Origin of the sequence: Paenibacillus sp. NRS-1781 (assembly GCF_050467745.1) — a bacterium.
Taxonomy (GTDB): domain Bacteria; phylum Bacillota; class Bacilli; order Paenibacillales; family Paenibacillaceae; genus Paenibacillus; species Paenibacillus terrae_A.
This window is the reverse complement of sequence record NZ_JBITPI010000024.1, coordinates 278,799-295,678: the sequence shown is the minus strand read 5'-3', so window position 1 is coordinate 295,678 and position 16,880 is coordinate 278,799. Positions and strand designations below refer to the sequence as shown.

General features: G+C 47.1%; 20 protein-coding genes. 17 read left to right on the top strand and 3 right to left on the bottom strand.

From position 1 onward, the window contains the following. Positions 1-15 precede the first annotated feature (15 nt). From ACIFO6_RS10490 to ACIFO6_RS10425, 14 genes are all read left to right on the top strand, one after another. Positions 16-732 carry a polymorphic toxin-type HINT domain-containing protein gene (locus ACIFO6_RS10490; protein ID WP_430040607.1) on the top strand — a complete coding sequence of 239 codons (717 nt, stop codon included), beginning with the start codon at positions 16-18 and terminating at the stop codon, positions 730-732. A 16-nt stretch (positions 733-748) separates the two neighbouring features. Then, positions 749-997 carry a MafI family immunity protein gene (locus tag ACIFO6_RS10485; protein ID WP_430040605.1) on the top strand — a complete coding sequence of 83 codons (249 nt, stop codon included), beginning with the start codon at positions 749-751 and terminating at the stop codon, positions 995-997. Between the two features lie 356 nt (positions 998-1,353). Continuing rightward, complete coding sequence (locus ACIFO6_RS10480; protein WP_430040603.1) at positions 1,354-2,490, top strand: polysaccharide deacetylase family protein; 1,137 nt, start codon at positions 1,354-1,356, stop codon at positions 2,488-2,490. Between the two features lie 205 nt (positions 2,491-2,695). Then, positions 2,696-3,121: a phage holin family protein gene (locus ACIFO6_RS10475; RefSeq protein WP_430040601.1), complete on the top strand. Its 426-nt coding sequence runs from the start codon at positions 2,696-2,698 to the stop codon at positions 3,119-3,121. A gap of 81 nt (positions 3,122-3,202) precedes the next feature. Beyond that, positions 3,203-3,490 carry a Dabb family protein gene (locus ACIFO6_RS10470; protein ID WP_430040599.1) on the top strand — a complete coding sequence of 96 codons (288 nt, stop codon included), beginning with the start codon at positions 3,203-3,205 and terminating at the stop codon, positions 3,488-3,490. Positions 3,491-3,514: 24 nt separating this feature from the next. Then, positions 3,515-3,955 (top strand): DUF86 domain-containing protein, encoded by a 441-nt coding sequence (locus ACIFO6_RS10465; protein ID WP_430040597.1) that lies wholly within the window; start codon positions 3,515-3,517, stop codon positions 3,953-3,955. An 8-nt stretch (positions 3,956-3,963) separates the two neighbouring features. Then, a complete protein-coding gene (locus ACIFO6_RS10460) occupies positions 3,964-4,611 on the top strand; it encodes a helix-turn-helix transcriptional regulator (protein ID WP_430040595.1) in 648 nt (215 codons plus the stop codon). Between the two features lie 97 nt (positions 4,612-4,708). Further along, on the top strand, positions 4,709-5,032 hold the full coding sequence (locus tag ACIFO6_RS10455) for a YtxH domain-containing protein (RefSeq protein WP_430040593.1): 324 nt from the start codon (positions 4,709-4,711) through the stop codon (positions 5,030-5,032). Between the two features lie 202 nt (positions 5,033-5,234). After that, complete coding sequence (gene racE / locus ACIFO6_RS10450) at positions 5,235-6,050, top strand: glutamate racemase (protein ID WP_430040628.1); 816 nt, start codon at positions 5,235-5,237, stop codon at positions 6,048-6,050. Between the two features lie 117 nt (positions 6,051-6,167). After that, positions 6,168-7,424 (top strand): M14 family zinc carboxypeptidase, encoded by a 1,257-nt coding sequence (locus tag ACIFO6_RS10445; protein WP_430040591.1) that lies wholly within the window; start codon positions 6,168-6,170, stop codon positions 7,422-7,424. A 132-nt stretch (positions 7,425-7,556) separates the two neighbouring features. Next, positions 7,557-7,823 carry a hypothetical protein gene (locus ACIFO6_RS10440; RefSeq protein WP_430040589.1) on the top strand — a complete coding sequence of 89 codons (267 nt, stop codon included), beginning with the start codon at positions 7,557-7,559 and terminating at the stop codon, positions 7,821-7,823. A 182-nt stretch (positions 7,824-8,005) separates the two neighbouring features. Next, positions 8,006-8,308 carry an iron-sulfur cluster assembly accessory protein gene (locus ACIFO6_RS10435; RefSeq protein WP_430040587.1) on the top strand — a complete coding sequence of 101 codons (303 nt, stop codon included), beginning with the start codon at positions 8,006-8,008 and terminating at the stop codon, positions 8,306-8,308. Between the two features lie 23 nt (positions 8,309-8,331). Then, the gene (locus ACIFO6_RS10430; protein ID WP_430040585.1) at positions 8,332-8,553 is read left to right on the top strand and encodes a DUF1450 domain-containing protein; all 222 of its coding nucleotides are present in this window, start codon (positions 8,332-8,334) and stop codon (positions 8,551-8,553) included. Between the two features lie 93 nt (positions 8,554-8,646). After that, a complete protein-coding gene (locus tag ACIFO6_RS10425; protein WP_430040583.1) occupies positions 8,647-8,916 on the top strand; it encodes a hypothetical protein in 270 nt (89 codons plus the stop codon). 153 nt (positions 8,917-9,069) lie between these two features. Here the strand turns inward: ACIFO6_RS10425 and ACIFO6_RS10420 are convergent, their stop codons facing one another. Further along, positions 9,070-11,079, bottom strand: a complete 2,010-nt coding sequence (locus ACIFO6_RS10420) for an LTA synthase family protein (protein WP_430040581.1) — start codon at positions 11,077-11,079, stop codon at positions 9,070-9,072. A 239-nt stretch (positions 11,080-11,318) separates the two neighbouring features. Beyond that, on the bottom strand, positions 11,319-12,479 hold the full coding sequence (locus ACIFO6_RS10415; RefSeq protein WP_430040579.1) for a THUMP domain-containing class I SAM-dependent RNA methyltransferase: 1,161 nt from the start codon (positions 12,477-12,479) through the stop codon (positions 11,319-11,321). 157 nt (positions 12,480-12,636) lie between these two features. On the opposite strand from ACIFO6_RS10415, the gene ACIFO6_RS10410 reads away from it, so the two are divergent. Next, positions 12,637-13,281, top strand: a complete 645-nt coding sequence (locus ACIFO6_RS10410) for an O-methyltransferase (RefSeq protein WP_430040577.1) — start codon at positions 12,637-12,639, stop codon at positions 13,279-13,281. A gap of 122 nt (positions 13,282-13,403) precedes the next feature. Here ACIFO6_RS10410 and ACIFO6_RS10405 read toward each other — a convergent pair whose 3' ends face one another. After that, positions 13,404-14,624: an MFS transporter gene (locus tag ACIFO6_RS10405; RefSeq protein WP_430040575.1), complete on the bottom strand. Its 1,221-nt coding sequence runs from the start codon at positions 14,622-14,624 to the stop codon at positions 13,404-13,406. 231 nt (positions 14,625-14,855) lie between these two features. On the opposite strand from ACIFO6_RS10405, the gene hemE reads away from it, so the two are divergent. Further along, positions 14,856-15,920 carry a uroporphyrinogen decarboxylase gene (hemE, locus tag ACIFO6_RS10400; RefSeq protein ID WP_430040573.1) on the top strand — a complete coding sequence of 355 codons (1,065 nt, stop codon included), beginning with the start codon at positions 14,856-14,858 and terminating at the stop codon, positions 15,918-15,920. Between the two features lie 14 nt (positions 15,921-15,934). Then, positions 15,935-16,873: a ferrochelatase gene (gene hemH, locus ACIFO6_RS10395; protein ID WP_430040571.1), complete on the top strand. Its 939-nt coding sequence runs from the start codon at positions 15,935-15,937 to the stop codon at positions 16,871-16,873. Positions 16,874-16,880: the final 7 nt, after the last annotated feature.

Here is a 16,880-nt window from a genome sequence, read left to right as displayed (position 1 = left end):
GGTTAATCAACAGGCGTGATAATAAGTAAATGTAATTGCTTTACGGCGGGAACCAAGGTTCAAACTGACGAAGGGGAGAAACCTATCGAGGACATTGAGGTCGGGGAACGGGTTCTATCCAAAGATGAGGCTACAGGTGAGGTAGCTTATAAAGAGGTCACAGCTACGTTTAATCACGAGACGGATGAGATTTATAACATCCATGTGGGTGGTCAAACAATTGAGTCAACCTTTAATCATCCGTTCTATGTAAAGGATAAAGGTTGGACGTTCGTCAAAGACCTCAAACCCGGTGACTTGCTTGTTCAGAGTGATGGGAATACACTCAAGGTAGACAGCATTGAACTGGAACAGAAGCAGGTTAGGGTTTACAACATGACGGTTGATGAGTTCCATACCTACTTTGTAAGTGATCTTAATATTTGGGTTCATAATACCAATTGTAATTTAGCGAGTCCGAAACGCACCAATCATATTCTAAATGGTGATAAAAGTGGGGGCGGCCATATGTGGCCGGGAGCATCTGGAAAATCCGTCTTCCCTAAATCGTGGCATGCGGACAAGATTATGAATAATGTTTCCGATATCGTAACCGATCCTAGTCTTAATTGGGCAAAAGGAAGAGTTGTAAACGGGGTACAGCGATACGAGGTAATAGGTGTTCGTAGTGGTGTTAAAGTTAAAGTAATCACTGATGGCAAAGATATCATTACTGCTTACCCTATCAAATAGAGGAAGGACAGGTCATATGGATGTAAAAAGGAAAATCGAAGATTTACTTAATTTGGTGCAGATACCTCAAGAAGATAGCAAAAAAGTATGTGAATACTTGGAATATGGTGAATGGGGAGTGGCTCTCGAACATCTCAGTGCGACGTTGTTTGATGAGTGCGCTGAAATTACCGAAATTATATACACTCAAATTAAACAACTTGGGGAATACATGGAACTTGAAGAGCAGACATGGGAAAGTTTGAAGGCTCTTATCAATAACTAAGAATAAGACCTTGGGGGGGAAATCCTTCAAGGTCTTTTTTTACTGCCACCCAGTACAAATCTACTCGCCTTGAAGCCAATTTATTCACAACTTTGTAATCTCGGTGGTCGGGGAGATTGCGAGATTGTTGTCGAATTGTTTCACTATATTTACATACTATACTCTGGTAATCTATTAATATATATAAGGGGGAAACGGAAAGGCGTTCCGATTCAATAAGTTGAGATGCGTTTATGTTCTATATGTTTACTGAATGTCTATATTGCCATGTCTATACCGTCATGTCTGTATAACTTCATAGACAAGCTAGAGATAGCTCCCGCACATATAAAATACAGCACAGGATGGTGTAATTAATGAAGTTTTTGAAGGTAAAATGGATGGCTGTATGTTTGATGGCAATCTGTTGTTTGGGTCTGTTGGGCGTACATACGAATACGGCAAGTGCGCAAGCGAAGGCTCCTTTGCTGGGGGTCAATGATGTATTACTGGATTCGAATACGGTTCGGCCAGTGATGGAAAATGACAAGTTGTATGTACCTATCGTTACATTAAGTCAAAAAATGGGGATTTCCACTTCGGTCAGCGGTCGTACATTGCAGCTGACGGGACATAATCGCAGCTTTACGCTGAATCTGACCCAGGGTGATGTTTTTGAACGCGGAGGACGTACGATGGTGCCGATTCGCACCTTGGCGGATGCCTTCGGTTTTACCATCACGATACCTTCAAGCAATCTATACCGGATTCAGAATGCGAATGCGAGCTTGTCTGATACACAATTTTTGAACAAATTTGCTACAGAAATTAAACAGTATGTTGCTGTGAAGTCAGGAAAATCTGGCAATACAGGAACAAAGGGGAACGCTTCCCCATCAAACCGTACGATTTATTTGAGCTTCGATGATGGTCCTACGGCACATACCTCACAGCTGTTGGATATCTTGGATAAATATAATGCCAAGGCGACTTTCTTCATGCTGGGACCGGAAATTCGTCAACATAGTGCAGTTATGAAGAGAATGGTAGAAGCGGGTCATGGTTTGGGCTTGCACGGCATGACGCACCAGGTAAAGAAAATCTATGCTTCTCCGGCAGCGGCGCTTGCAGAAATGAATCAGGATAATGAGATTTTATTCCAGGCAACAGGGCAACGCACCTCTTTAATTCGTACGCCTTATGGCAGCAAACCTTATTTGAATAAAGCATTCCGTGATCAGCTGACGGGTGCAGGCTATCATATTTGGGATTGGAATGTAGATTCCAATGATTGGCGTTATACTAAAAATCCAGAGCATTTTGAACAGAGCGTTCTACGTGATATTAAAAGATTGAAAAAACAAGGCAGAACTCCAGTTGTTCTTATGCATGATAAGCCATCTACGATCAAGGTTCTTCCACAGATCATGGCAGCTTTGCAGAAAGAAGGCTATTCGTTCGAGCCGTTGAATGGCAATTTGACTCCACTTAATTTTTGGAACGATCATCGTTAATTGAATAGCTGTCAGAAAAACAGGCTACCCTACTTTATTTTTTGAAGGGGGTCTGTTTTTTTTCATATTTGCACAGAAAATCATGAGATTTGCAGCTTGTTTTATATGAATCTATGAATTCTTATCCCTGTTCAGGTCATATGACTTTACGGGTTGCCACGTCGCTGCATATATTGCAGTAACCGCCCCGAGAGGAGGAACAGGTATGAATATTAACCCGGCTATGTTTAGTATGTTTTGTGCTTCCACAGGTGCCATTATTACATTTGCATTTGGTGGCTGGAATCAGTTGATGGTGCTGTTCACAGTTGCAATGGCTATTGATTATGTGACAGGAGTTGCTGCGGCAATTAAGACCGGACAAGGCTTGAGCAGCAAAACCGGCTTTTGGGGGTTGATGAGAAAGGCTTTGATGCTGATGGTGATTTCTTTGGCACATCATATGGATCTCCTGATGGGCACCGAAATCATGAAAGGGGCGGCGACGTATTTTTATTTATCCAACGAATTGATCTCTATTACAGAAAACTGCTCACGTATGGGCTTGCCGCTTCCACCAAAGCTCAAGAATTTTTTTGCTTTGCTGAAGGACAAGGAGTCTGGTGGGAATGATGGTGGAAAAGATCAATAGAATTACAAAGCTTCTTTCCGTATGTGGGGCGTTATGATAAAATTTTGAAGAGAACATTTAAAAGATAAGGAGCCTATACGTATGATTAAACATATTGTTTTGTTCAAATTGAAAGACCGCTCCCCTGAAAGCATTGAGCATACGGCATCCATTTTGCGCAGCATGAACGGTAAAATCAAAGAACTTCTGTCACTCGAAATAGGTACGGATGTGATTCGTTCGGAACGATCTTATGATGTATCCCTTACGGCTGTAGTCGAAACACTGGATGACTTGCAAACGTATCAGGTACACCCTGTGCATCAGGAAATCATTGTACACATGAATGAAGTGAAGGATGTATCCATCGCAGTAGATTATGAAATTTGAAGCGGTTACGGGAGGTGCAGGACCTTGTATTATGTTAACCGGGAGCAAATTGAGCTTCGGCTAGGGGCCGTTACCGACATTGTTGCAGGACTCCGCCGGATATCGGCCGCTTGGAACGGAGAATTGTTGCAGGGGCTGGTGCAGGAGCGCTGCCTTCATCTGGCGATTGAAACGGTGACGGACGTAGGAAGCTATATCATTGACGGATTTATTATGCGCGATGCTAGCAGCTATGAGGATATAATCGGTATCATTCATGAAGAGGGCGTACTGGATGATACCGTGTTTAATCCGCTGCTGGAGCTGGTAGCTTTGCGGAAACCCTTGGTGCAGGAGTATTTCCATTGGGACCGGACGAGCCTTCATCCGCTTACACCTGAGCTGCCCGAGCTATTGGAGCGTTTTGCATCCAGTGTGCATGACTACTTAAATAAGGAATTGGGTCAGCAGCCCGAGGGAGTGTAAAGGCTAAAGTGACGGATAAGCATATCGTACCCGAAATGCCCACCAGGCGCATGATTATGACACTATTGAAAACCCAGGGACCTGTGGGCGTCGGAAGCTTGGCAGCTCAATTGGGCATTACTGAAATGGGGGTGCGCAGGCACCTCAAATTGATGGAGCAGGATGGTCTCATCGTCGCTACAGTAGTGCGGCAGGCAATGGGACGTCCGACGTTTTTGTACAGCCTGAGTGAGCAGGGAAGTGAGCAGTTCCCCCGAAATTATGATCATTTGTTGCTGGAGCTGCTGGAGGAACTGGATGAAGAGCAGGGAATGGAAGCTGTTTACTCTCTGTTTGACGGCAGAAAACGCAAAATGATGAAGCGTTACGCCCCTCAGATAGAGCGCGAGACCACGCTGGCTTCACGTGTGGAAAAGCTTTCTGGTATTCAGAACGCCTCCGGTTATATGGCGGAGTGGCGGGAAGAAGAGGACGGGAGCTACTCTATTGTGGAATACAATTGTCCGATTTCTCAAATCGCAGGCCGTTATCGCAAGGCTTGTGAATGCGAGCAGCAAATGTTCGAGGAGCTGCTTGATGCCGAGGTTGTCCGTGAGGATTGCTTGGCGGATGGAGGACGTTGCTGCCTGTACCGTATCCGGTCCCGAAAATTGTAGGAACTTTCATGGCTTGTTCGCTGTGTCATGACAAGCTCTCCGTGCTTATAATGCATTAACAGATGGGCATTCGCCCGGGCATAAGGGAGAGATGATGATGAAAGAATACCACAAAAGCTTTATCCGTGGTGCGGTAGCAGGCAGCATTGCCGGTTCGCTCGCTGCGCTGCTGTTTGCCCCCAAGTCAGGTCGTGATCTGCGTCAGGACATAAAGGATCAGGCCCGTCTTGTCAGTGATAGAGGGCAGGAACTGGCGGGGAAAATTACAGACGCCTCTATTGAGTATACCGACAAAATTAAGGATACGGCCTCAGCGGTCATTCATGAAATCGGACAATTTCGTAAAAAATGCGAAGTTCTGCCTGAAGTCAGCATTTCATCCGCTCCTGTTCAAGAAGATATGAAAAAGGATTATTTGTAAGCAACTCTAAATGAATACAATATAACTGAATATGGTTTCGCTTTGAGGCTTCTGCTGTTGAGATGAAGCCTCTTTGTTGATGGCTTTCCCTTTTTCGAGTAATATTTGGGGGTACCTTTTACTCAAATACAACATAAGGTATGTAGCAACGGATAGCTTCCCGAGAGGGAACGACTCATACTTGAACAAAAAAGGAAGCGGTATGTACGTGCAGCAAGCGATTGCAATATTGGATTCCGGTGTAGGAGGTCTGACGGTAGTTAAAGAAGTCATGCGTCAGCTTCCACGGGAAAAAATCATTTATTTTGGAGACACTGCGCGCACCCCGTATGGACCCCGGCCATCGGAAGAGGTTAAGAAATTTACAGAGCAAATGGTTGATTTTCTGATTCAATTTGATCCGAAGGTCATTATTATTGCCTGCAACACGGCAACAGCCGCGGCATTGGATTATATTAGCCAAAAGGTATCCATTCCGGTGATCGGAGTCATCCACCCCGGGGCACGTGCTGCAATCAGCGCAACAGCCACCGGTCATGTCGGGGTGATTGGGACTATCGGTACGATTCGAAGCGAAGCCTATACGGCTGCGCTGAAGCAACTATCCCCTTATGTAGACGTGCTGAGCCATGCCTGCCCTGCTCTCGTTCCTTTGGTGGAACAGGGACTGTTCCGCTCAGACACGACATCAGAGGTCGTAGAGGAGTCGTTGAAGCCGATTCAAGCGTACCCGATTGATTGTTTGATTCTCGGTTGTACGCATTATCCTTTTTTGAAGGAAACGATTCAGGAAGTGATGGGCCCTAACGTGAAGCTGATTAGTTCAGCAGACGAAACGGCTCGTGAAACGAGTACGATTTTGTATAACAAGGGCAAGTTAGAAGCCGGGGATGAAACCCCTGTGCATCAGCTTTTTTGTTCCGGTGATCCGGAAATGTTCCAGAGCATTGCCGCACAGTGGCTTGGGGAGCAAATTCGTCAAACGCCTGTTGTTTGGCAGGTCACCCATCTGGATTGATGAGACAGCCGATTTTTTTGTCATTGGACAAAAGAATCGGCTGTTTTGGTATTCGTTACATCAAGACACGCCGCGTCTGCATAACATGCAGTAAGACAGATGGAAGGGGCGTAGAAGATGAGGGAATATATCGTACAAAAAGGAGATACTTTGCACCGGGTCGCCTCGGCTTTTAAATTATCAGCAGATACATTGATGGCAGACAATCCGTGGACTGCCGCGCAACCCTATCTGATTTGTGGTCAAGTGCTGTACATTCGTCCGTCAATGGATCGTAAATACGTTATTCAGCCTGCTGAGCATGCCAGACAGATTGCCAAGCAGTTTGGTATGGAGCTTGATGAGCTGCGGCAGGCCAATCCCGAACTTGCGGAGCATGATTTTGTGGCAGGAAAAACCATTGTTATACCTGAAAACCTTCAGAATCAGATTGTATGCTTGCGTGGAGAGTATGGATACGAGAACTTGAGAGAAGATCTTGCAGCCCTGGCTCAAAGGTATCCGTTTATTGAAGTGGGCAGCATCGGCACCAGTATCATGGGAAAGGATATCCCTTATGTACGCATTGGACAGGGACCGCTGAAAATTCACGCCAACGCCTCCGTACATGCCAATGAATGGCTGACGACACCATGTTTGCTGCGTTTTGTAGAGCGATATGCGCAAGGAGTCGACAGTACGAATGGAAATAAAGGGGCGGAGCATCATGATGAGCGTGAGGATCAAGGCGAGGCTCCTCTATGGATTTATGGGGTTTCTCCACAAACCTGGCTATACCGCACTTCTTTATGGGTAGTGCCCATGGTCAATCCAGATGGGGTGGAACTGGTTCAACAAGGTGTCCTTCCGTCTCATCCCCTGTACCATGACTTAAGAAAGTGGAACGAAGGCCGTGCTGATTATCGTGGATGGAAGGCTAACATTCGCGGTGTGGACCTTAACGATCAGTTTCCGGCGTATTGGGAGGAAGAGGTACGCAGACGCGGTAAAACAAGCCCGTCCAGAAGGGATTATGCGGGTCCTGCGCCTTTGTCTGAGCCGGAGGCTAAAGCGCTTGTCGATCTGACAGAGCGGGAACAGTTTGATATGGTGTTGTCCATACACAGTCAGGGACAGGAAATCTATTGGAATTACCGGGATTTGGAGCCAAAGGAGAGCCGGGATTGGGCATCACGGCTGGCGGCTGCAACAGGATACCGGGCGGTAAAGCTGGGGGGCAGCGATGCGGGATATAAGGACTGGTTTATACAGCGATTTGGAAAACCGGGTTTTACCGTTGAAGTCGGGCTGGGTGTAAATCCGCTGCCTATGCGTGATTATGACGATATTGCGGCAGAGGTGGGCATGTTAATGGCAACAGTGCTTTCATGGTAAAAGGGTTAGCCTGAAACTCCATGGTTTATCAGCACGTATTAGGAGGAGCACGTGTTTTTACAAGTGTTCCTCTTTATGTCCCTTCAATGGGGTATATATACGTAGGAGCATTGGAAATGGAGTGAACAACCTATGAAGTGGAAAAAATTACTATCTCTCCGTCAATGGTCATATGTGTTTCGTCGCATGCCCCGGTTTATTACTTCGTCGAAGATTCCATTGGGTGAAAAATTGCTGTTTGCCGTCCCTGTATTGCTCTATTGGGTGTTGCCAGATGTCATGCCATTTATGCCCATTGACGACATTGGGGTGACGCTGCTGCTGATGAACTGGTTTGTGACCCGCGCTGAACGTAAATATCCCGATGTGCTTGAGAAGCAGCACGTACGTGTCCGGTAGGAATAAAAGCTTATGAATTTCGTGATTGCGATTTTTCGCGATTTTCTTTACAATAGGAATATTGCCTTTCTAGTATAGAGGCTATTTGTAGTTGTTGAATTTACCTGTTAAATGGTGTGGCACGGATATTCATACTCCGATGGACCACACTTCATTTGATTAATATGAAGGAGATGAAGTTGATGAATTGCAAAATTACTCGCAACGCAGCTAAAGTATTAAAGCTTGAATTGGATAAAGAAGAAAACCAAGGGAAGAGCCTGCGCGTTGTCATTACTCATTCCCATGGAGACCATGCTCATTACGGGCTGGATTTGAACACGCCTAAAGAAACAGATACCGTCGTATCTACAGATAAAGGCATTGATGTTATTTTGGAAAACGGCCAGCCGTTGCTGGATGGTGTAAAAATTGATTACTTGTACTTCCCCGAAGAAGGCTTTGTCATTACTAACCCTTCCCAAGGTAATCACGGCGACCACTAAGCCGGAGCACGGAGGGATGACAGATGGCCAATGATATTCGCGTATGTGATGAATGCAATCATATTCGCTTGAAAACGATCCTGCCCAAGCTGCAAAAGATGGCACCAGATGCGCAGATCAAAATCGGTTGCAAATCGTATTGCGGTCCTTGTGGAAAGCGGGCGTTTGTATATGTGAACGGACGTTATATAAGTGCAGCTACAGAGGATGAAGTATTGGAGAAGGCTGCGCGTTTTATAAAATAATTCCAGTACGCAGCATTCACAGCTTTGTATAGTTCCCCTTCTTCTGATCCATGCTAATGGATGCAGACCACTGCCCAGAAGGAGGAGTGACACATGGCCCAATATGATTCCAATCTCGACAATCACAGTGTCGAGGCCCAAACGCAAAACTCGGTGGACAAGCTTCACCATGCCGTTTCTCAGGCACTGTCACATCCGGCTGAGCAACTGATTGAGCAGGCGGAGCAGTCCCGTACTCATGTGGAGCATGCCATAGAGCAGGCAAAGGACAGCCTTGGCAACGATGCGGTAGAGGCTGCCGAGGAAATGCTTGGTGAAGAGACACAGCGGCTGGAGCAAGCCAAAAAAGCATTGCGCCCATAAGCATTCGTAAATGGATATGAGCCCGGTTTACTAGCTCAAGAATACAAAAAGCCCGATCATCAGCATGTTGCTGCTTGGTCGGGCTTTTCTTGTGGGTATCATCTTTTCGGGAATCTGGGGAGGGTGCTGTGTAAGCAACCTTCCTCAGCAAATTTATTTGGATGTGGAAGGAATCGCAGTGACTTCTTTGATTTCCGGTCCCCATTGGCGAATGAGATCATACGTGATCACCTGATCGGAAATGTTCAACCGATTGAGAGCTTCAGTATACCCCGGTCCGCAGGCGTTCACATCCGTAGGCTGGCCTGTGGTGAGGTTGTAACAGCTTCCTTTGGAGAATGTGCCGTCCTCGGATGGAATATAGTACACACGGCCATCAGTGAAAGCACCACTGCGCAGCACGACCATGCGAGACTTCCCGCTGAACAGATCATTTCCCATAAAGTAATACGGTTTCGTTGAAATGCCGAGCAGATGCAACACCGAAGGTGTCAGATCAAGCTGTCCTGCCGGTTCAGTGTAAGTTCCAGCATGGTTTCCATCGGGCAGGTGCACTAGCAGTGGCACCTGGTTCATGATTTTTTGCATGTCGAGATCTGTGAGTGGCTTACCCAGAAATTTCTCATACAGTGCCTTATCTTTAATAGAATTGTCGTGATCCCCGTAGAACATGAGGATCGTATTATCCCACAATCCGTCTTTCTTCATCTGATCGACCAGTTCGCCCAGTGCTTCGTCCACATAATGGACGGATTTCAGATAGTCTCCGAACATGGTCCCTTCAAACTCACCAACGTCCAAATCCACGGCGTCTGGTGGCAGATTGTACGGGTGGTGGCTCGAAATTCCGACCATATAGGCGTAGAACGGCTGTTTGACCTCAGTGGTGAGATCATTGAGCGTTTGACGGAAAAAGGATTTGTCTCCCAGTGACCAGCCTAGTGGCTCATCTATTTTAAAGTCTTTTTTACTGTAGAACTTATCATAGTTCATTGCCTTATACATTGTGTAGCGATTCCAGAAGCTGCTGTCGTATACGTGAAATGCATTAGGGCTGTAGCCAGTATCTTTTAGAATAGAAGGCAACGTATCGAATTTATGGTCCGCATAACGGATGAATACCGAGCCTGTAGGGAGCGGATGCAGAGAAGCATGTGTAGAGAAATCCGCGTCCGAGGTACGACCCTGTGCAGTCTGGTGATAATAATTGTTAAAATACATGCTTTCCTTCATCAGCTTGTCAAAGTTAGGCGTTATGGCCTGACCGTTGATCTGCTTGCCGATAAAAAAGTTCATATACGCTTCGGCTTGAATGACCATCACATTTTTACCTTTATACTTGCCGGACAGGTCATTTTTCACCTGGAGCAGCATTTGATGCTGATTAAACCATTCCTTATCCTTATCGGACTCCGCCTGAGCCAGCGTAGGCTGGGGTCCCAGATGGTCCTGACTATAGCGGTAAATGTCGTACCCGTGAAATCCGATCAGCCCGGTTACATTGTACAGGGCCATCGACCACCAGTTACCGACGAATATGCCGGTTGCCCACGTGGACGTATAATATTTAATCGGTCCAAAGGTAAAAATATAGCCGATCAGGAAGGCCAGCGCGCCTTTGGAGAAGCGAAGCAGAAAGCTTTTGGTGAATGAGCGGCGGGACGTTTCCATGTAAGGGTCACTCGTTACATACCGACGCCGTAAGGAAGCTACGAACATCACATACGGAATGAACAGAATCCAGTCTGCAAAAAAGAAAAGATCCCACCAGTACATCAGAGCTGCGATACTTCCACCCAGGGAATCAACTTGTCCAGCTTGAAGCAAGACGGGGATCGTAATGAAATCCTGAAAATACCGATAATAAACCATGTCAGAATAAATGAGAGCAGTAAGCAAAATATCGAGCACCACAAGAGCGACCAAACGTCCGCGCCTTGACAGCCATAAGGTCCAAAAACTCACAAGCAAGAGCGAACCGATAGCGATGACATAATCCAGCGGATTCATGTCAATATTTTGGGCATGCAGGTTATGGTGGATCAGAACGAGCTTGCCAATCATAAGTACAAAAAACAGACCAAACCCGAAATATCGGGACAGCAGTATTCTGCTGAACATGTTTCCAGTGCGATTTGCACCGGCCGTGCGAATAACCAACACTTTACCCCCTTCGGCATCAATGTTCGGCTAGTACAAACTACATATTAACGTAATGTTAAAACCGAAATCGCCTTTAATTATTATAGCGCTCATCCCGCGCATTTCAATGATTAAGTAAAGAAAATACAGCATTTTCCTTCCAGTATAGCAGGGTAAATCCATATTTTTATCCGATGAACAGCACAAATCAGGCCAGGAAGCGAACCATCCGTTCGCCTCCTGGCCTGGGCATCATCTATTTAAGACTGCAACGGCGGAGTATCTTTGCGGCGCGGCGGTAGAGGGCCCAGATACTGATAGTATTGGCATTCGATCCGGCCATTAAACAGCTTGCGTCTCTTATCGGCTTTGCGGCCCCAATAGTGCTCGAATTGCTTGGTGGAGCTGATAGCAAAGAAGGACCATGTCTTCATTTCCGCTGCCGTGCGTGCGATTGACCGGATCAGCTTCTCTACCTCGGTTTGCTCACTTAGTCTTTCACCATAAGGTGGATTGGTAATCATCACACCATATTGGCCTTCAAGTCTGACTTTCGTTACAGGCATCACCTTTAATGAGATATCTTTAGCGAAGCCTGCCGCCTTGACAGCAGCCTCAGCAACTTCGATGGCACCTGGATCAATATCGCTGCCTGCAATCTCGAAAGGAATGTCATCGCGGGTCAAATCCATCGCTTCGTCGCGAGCCTGATCCCATAGCTCGCGACCAATGACAGGCCAGTCTTCAGAGTTAAAGGTACGTCTCAATCCCGGGGCAATATTCCATGCCTGCATTGCTGCTTCTACCAGCAGAGTACCGGAACCGCAGCACGGGTCATAGAATGGTCGATCCGGGGTCCAGCGGCTAAGCTGAATAAGAGCCGAAGCCATAGTCTCTTTGAGCGGAGCCTCCGTCACGAGCTTGCGGTAGCCGCGCTTGTGCAGCCCCGGACCCGTTGTATCGAGCGTTAGCAATGCACGGTCATTTAAGAGAATGACCTCTATAACGTAACGAGGGCCGTCCTCCTCAAACCAATCCGTGTGATAGGTTTCCTTGAGCTTTTCCACAATCGCCTTCTTGACGATTCCCTGACTGGCTGGTACGCTACTAAGCTGTGATTTGTGCGAGCGTCCCTCTACAGGAAATTCACCATCCATAGGAATCCAATCCTCCCATGGCAAAGCCTTGGTGCCCTCAAACAGCTCGTCGAAGGTGGTTGCGGGAAATTCACCCATTTTAATAAGAACGCGGTCTGATGTGCGCAGCCACAGGTTACACCGGCATATATCCATATAATCCCCGGAAAAAACGACGCGGCCATTCTCGACGGTCAGGTCCTCGTATCCGAGTTCTCTGAGCTCCCGAGCCACGACAGCTTCAAGTCCCATCGGCGCAGTTGCAATTAGTTGCAGTTGAGTCATTAAACGTATTCACTCCGTCCCATAATCATATAAGCTTGGTTCAATCCTTATAGTATAGGTCATTGTAAACGAAGAGACAAATCATTTAAGGTAAAAAATTTGCGAAGGACACCGTGTCCAACCTGCGTTATGATAAAGCAAGAAGGAGAGATGAAACGTGGAAATTACACCCAATATGACACCTGAACAATATGTAGACCAACTGGTACAGGAGGATGAAGCGCTACGCGGCATCAGGGAGGCCATTGTTGCAGAGGGGATGCCTGAGGTATCGGTGGCTCATCCTTACGGGAAGCTGCTGACCTTTCTGATTGAGGTATCCGGCGCGCAGCAGGTACTGGAGATTGGTGCATTAGGCGGGTACAGCGGATTATGTCTGGCCCGTGGGCTGGGAGAAAAGGGACGCATAGTGTCATTGGAGCTGAAAGAAGCGTATGCGGCGCTGGCACATCGACATATGGAGGAAAATAGCTACGGTGACCGTGTCGAATATCGTATCGGACCTGCAGCGGACAGCCTGAAGAAGCTTCAGGAAGAGGGGAGAACCTTCGATTTTTTCTTCATTGATGCGGATAAGGAAAATTACCCGGTGTATCTGGAATATGCGATTGCTCTGGCGAATCCAGGTGCCATTATTGCAGGAGATAACTGTTTTCTTCGTGGACGGACGCTGAATACGGACAAGAACGGTCCTGCCGTACAGGCCGTGAGACGCTTTAACGAAACGATAGCTACGGATCCGCGACTGGTCAGTACGCTTTTGCCAGCCTATGACGGATTGGCTTTGGCCCGTGTAAAATAGGCTGTAATGTTACTTATATAGCTATGCAAAAAGTGCTATACAAAAAGAACCTCCTTGTCCACAAAATTGTGGAGCGGAGGTTCTTGTCTGTTCTGGAAGGCTGACCTTACCAGAAGGCTATCTTACCTGAAATCAGGTGCAGGCTTACGATCATAGAGCTTCATACGTACCCAGAATATATTGACGATCAGCAGGACACCCGACATGATGAACAATCCTTCGATGCCTATAAACCCGGACAGTACCCCGCCAATAACAGCGCCCAGCATATTACCAAGCGACAGCGAGCTGGTATTGAAGCCGAACGAACGGCTTTCCATGCCTTCCGGCGTATACGTGCGAATCAGCGCGTTTACGCTTGGTAGCAGTCCGCCCATAAATATACCCATGAAAAAACGGATCGTGACGAGCTGCCATACCTGATTGACAAAAGCCTGCGGAATGAGCATAAGTGCGGTTCCGAGTAGAGCGAGGGTCAAAATACGGTGCGCCCCGATCTTGTCACTCAATCTTCCAAGCAGCGGCGCAGCGACCATATTCGACACGCCGGTAATGGCTGTAACAAAGCCGGCAATGAGCGCAATTCCTTCTGCCGACCCATACAGCTTTTGCACATATAACGGCAGCAAAGATACCGTACTGATCATGGCAAACTGGAGCAGGAACGTTACGGTAAACAGAGCCGGAAGCTGGGGCGTATGGCTTAGCTCCTTTAATCCGGCAAGAACCGAAATTTGCGGTGTTCGTGCAGCTTCGGCTTTGCTGAAATCTTCCTTAACCAGAAACATTGCGATGAGAGAGGCTACAAGAATAAGAGCGCCTGTAATGTAAAAGATCGGTCTGAATCCAACCCAGTCAGCCAAAAAACCACCCATCAGAGGGCCGAGAATCGTACCCGCCATCTGACCAGATTGCATAATCCCCATAGCGAAACCAGTCCGTTCTTTGGGTGTGGTACCCGACACCAGGGAAATCGAAGCTGGATTGAAGCCAGAAATCGTACCGTTTAGCAAACGAAGCGCCAACAGTTGCCACGGATGGGTGACCAAACCCATGCAGCCGATCACCAGAGCCATACCAAAACCCGAGCGGAGCAGCATTGCTTTGCGCCCATATCGGTCAGCCAGCTTGCCCCATAGGGGTTGGAACATAAATGAAGTCAAAAAGTTTGCGGCAAAAATAACTCCGGCCCACAAGCCGATATTATGTTCTCCCTTCACATGAAGGTCTTGAGCCAGATAGAGGGCGAGGAATGGAGTAATCATCGTAATACCCGCATTGACCAGAAACTGACCGAACCAAAGCACAATGAGATTGACTTTCCACGTCTCCCGCGTTTTCAATGTGCTTTCACTTCCTTTCTGTCATTTCTTGCTGATGCAAAACACTACTTATCCTAAATAGAACTTCCCGGAGCTTTAAAAAGCCATTTCTTTAGTATAGCACACTTCATTGAAACTTTATCCAAATGTCATGGGTTTGTCATGGATTGTCCGCCAGCGGCGGTTGTTACGACTCCTGAAAAAGGGCATAATATAGTACAGTAGTTACGATTCGAACTGGAGGCTGAAGTCATGACCTACAACGATACCTTTATCCGCGCTTGCCGCAAGCAGGCTGTGGATCATATTCCCGTATGGTACATGCGGCAGGCCGGAAGGTATGATCCTGAATATCGCAAAATTAAAGAGAAATACACGTTGCTTGAAATTTGTCGTCAGCCCGAGCTGGCCGCAGAAGTGACCTTAATGCCCGTGCGCAAGCTTGGGGTGGACGCTGCTATTTTATATTCTGATATTATGAATCCGGTAGCCTCGCTGGGGGTTGATTTTGATATTGTCAAAAATATTGGTCCGGTTATTGAACATCCGATTCGTACAGCGGCGGACGTGGACAAGCTGCGCCCGATTGATGTAGAACGAGATCTGGGTCATATTTTAGAAACGATCCGTATTTTAGACCGTGAGCTGGAAGTACCGCTGATTACGTTCGCCGGAGCTCCTTTTACAATTGCGAGTTATTTAATAGAAGGCAGACCGTCCAAGGGGTATATCCGCACTAAAGCTATGATGTACGGAGAACCTGAATTATGGCGTCGGCTGATGGACAAGCTTGGGGACATGGTAATTACATACGTGCGTGCCCATATCGCTAATGGCGGCAAGGCATTTCAACTGTTTGACAGCTGGGTAGGGGCGCTTTCGCCTCGTGATTTCCAAACGTTTGTGCTGCCGACGATTACACGTATTTTCCATGAGCTGTCCGATCTGGACGTACCGAAAATTTATTTTCCCGGTGTAAGCTCGGGTGAGTTGCTTCCGCTGCTGGGCGGGGTAAAAGCCGATGTGATCGGACTGGACTGGCGGGTGAGTATACCTGAAGGACGCCGTCGTTTGGGTAATGCTTTTGGTGTGCAGGGAAATCTGGACCCTTACGTGCTCACAGCGCCGATAGATGTAATTAAACAGTATGCGAAAACGATTGTGGATGAAGGAATTTTGGAGCCGGGATATATTTTTAATCTGGGTCACGGTTTATTTCCAGAAGCTTCGTTAGATAAGCTGAGAGAGCTTACAGAGTATGTGCACGAGTATTCCCGTTCCGTTTTGAACAAAGAAGTAATCAATCCAAAATGTTAAGAGGTGATGTGCTGATGAAAACCAAAGTGGGTGTACTGGTTATGTCCTACGGGACACCGGAAAGTTTGGATCAGGTGGAAGCCTATTATACGCATATTCGTCGTGGTAACGCTCCTTCCCCGGAGCAATTGAAAGAATTAAAGGACCGTTATGAAGCCATTGGCGGTGTATTTCCGCTACGTCAAAATACGGATCGTCAGGTTCACAATCTGCAAGAAACCTTAAATCGGGAAAATCGTAACCCGGATATTGAATTTATCTGTTATCAGGGACTCAAACATGCCAAGCCGTTCATCGAGGATGGCGTGGAGGCTATGGTGCATGACGGTATCCGTACAGCGGTAGGTGTCGTGCTGGCTCCGCATTATTCTGTAATGAGTGTAGGCACTTATATTAAGCGTGCACAGGCCAAGGCACAGGAACTGGAGTTGGCTATATCGTTTGTGGAAAGCTATCATCTTCATCCAAAGCTGATCAAGACGTTAACCGAGCGTGTAAATGCCAAGCTGGCGCTTTTCGAAGAGGCAGGGGCGAATCGGGACGAGGTACGTGTATTGTTCAGTGCGCACAGCTTGCCTGAGCGGATTTTGGCGATGGGTGACCCTTATGTAGAGCAATTGATGGCTACTTCACAAGCAATTGCGGATAAGGCAGGAATCACCAACTGGCAGTTTACGTGGCAGAGTGCAGGCCGCACAGCAGAGCCTTGGCTCGGTCCTGACATCCTAGATACCATGCATAGTCTCAATGAAGACCAGGTTGAATATGTGCTGGCTGCACCAGTCGGTTTCGTTTCCGATCATCTGGAAGTACTGTACGATCTGGATATTGAGGCGCAGGCTTTGGCGAAGAAACTGGATATGCGTTTCCAGCGGATTGATTCGCTTAACAGTGATCCATTGTACATGGAGACGCTTAGCGATGTCATCATAGACCAATGGAAAAAGGGATGAAGACATA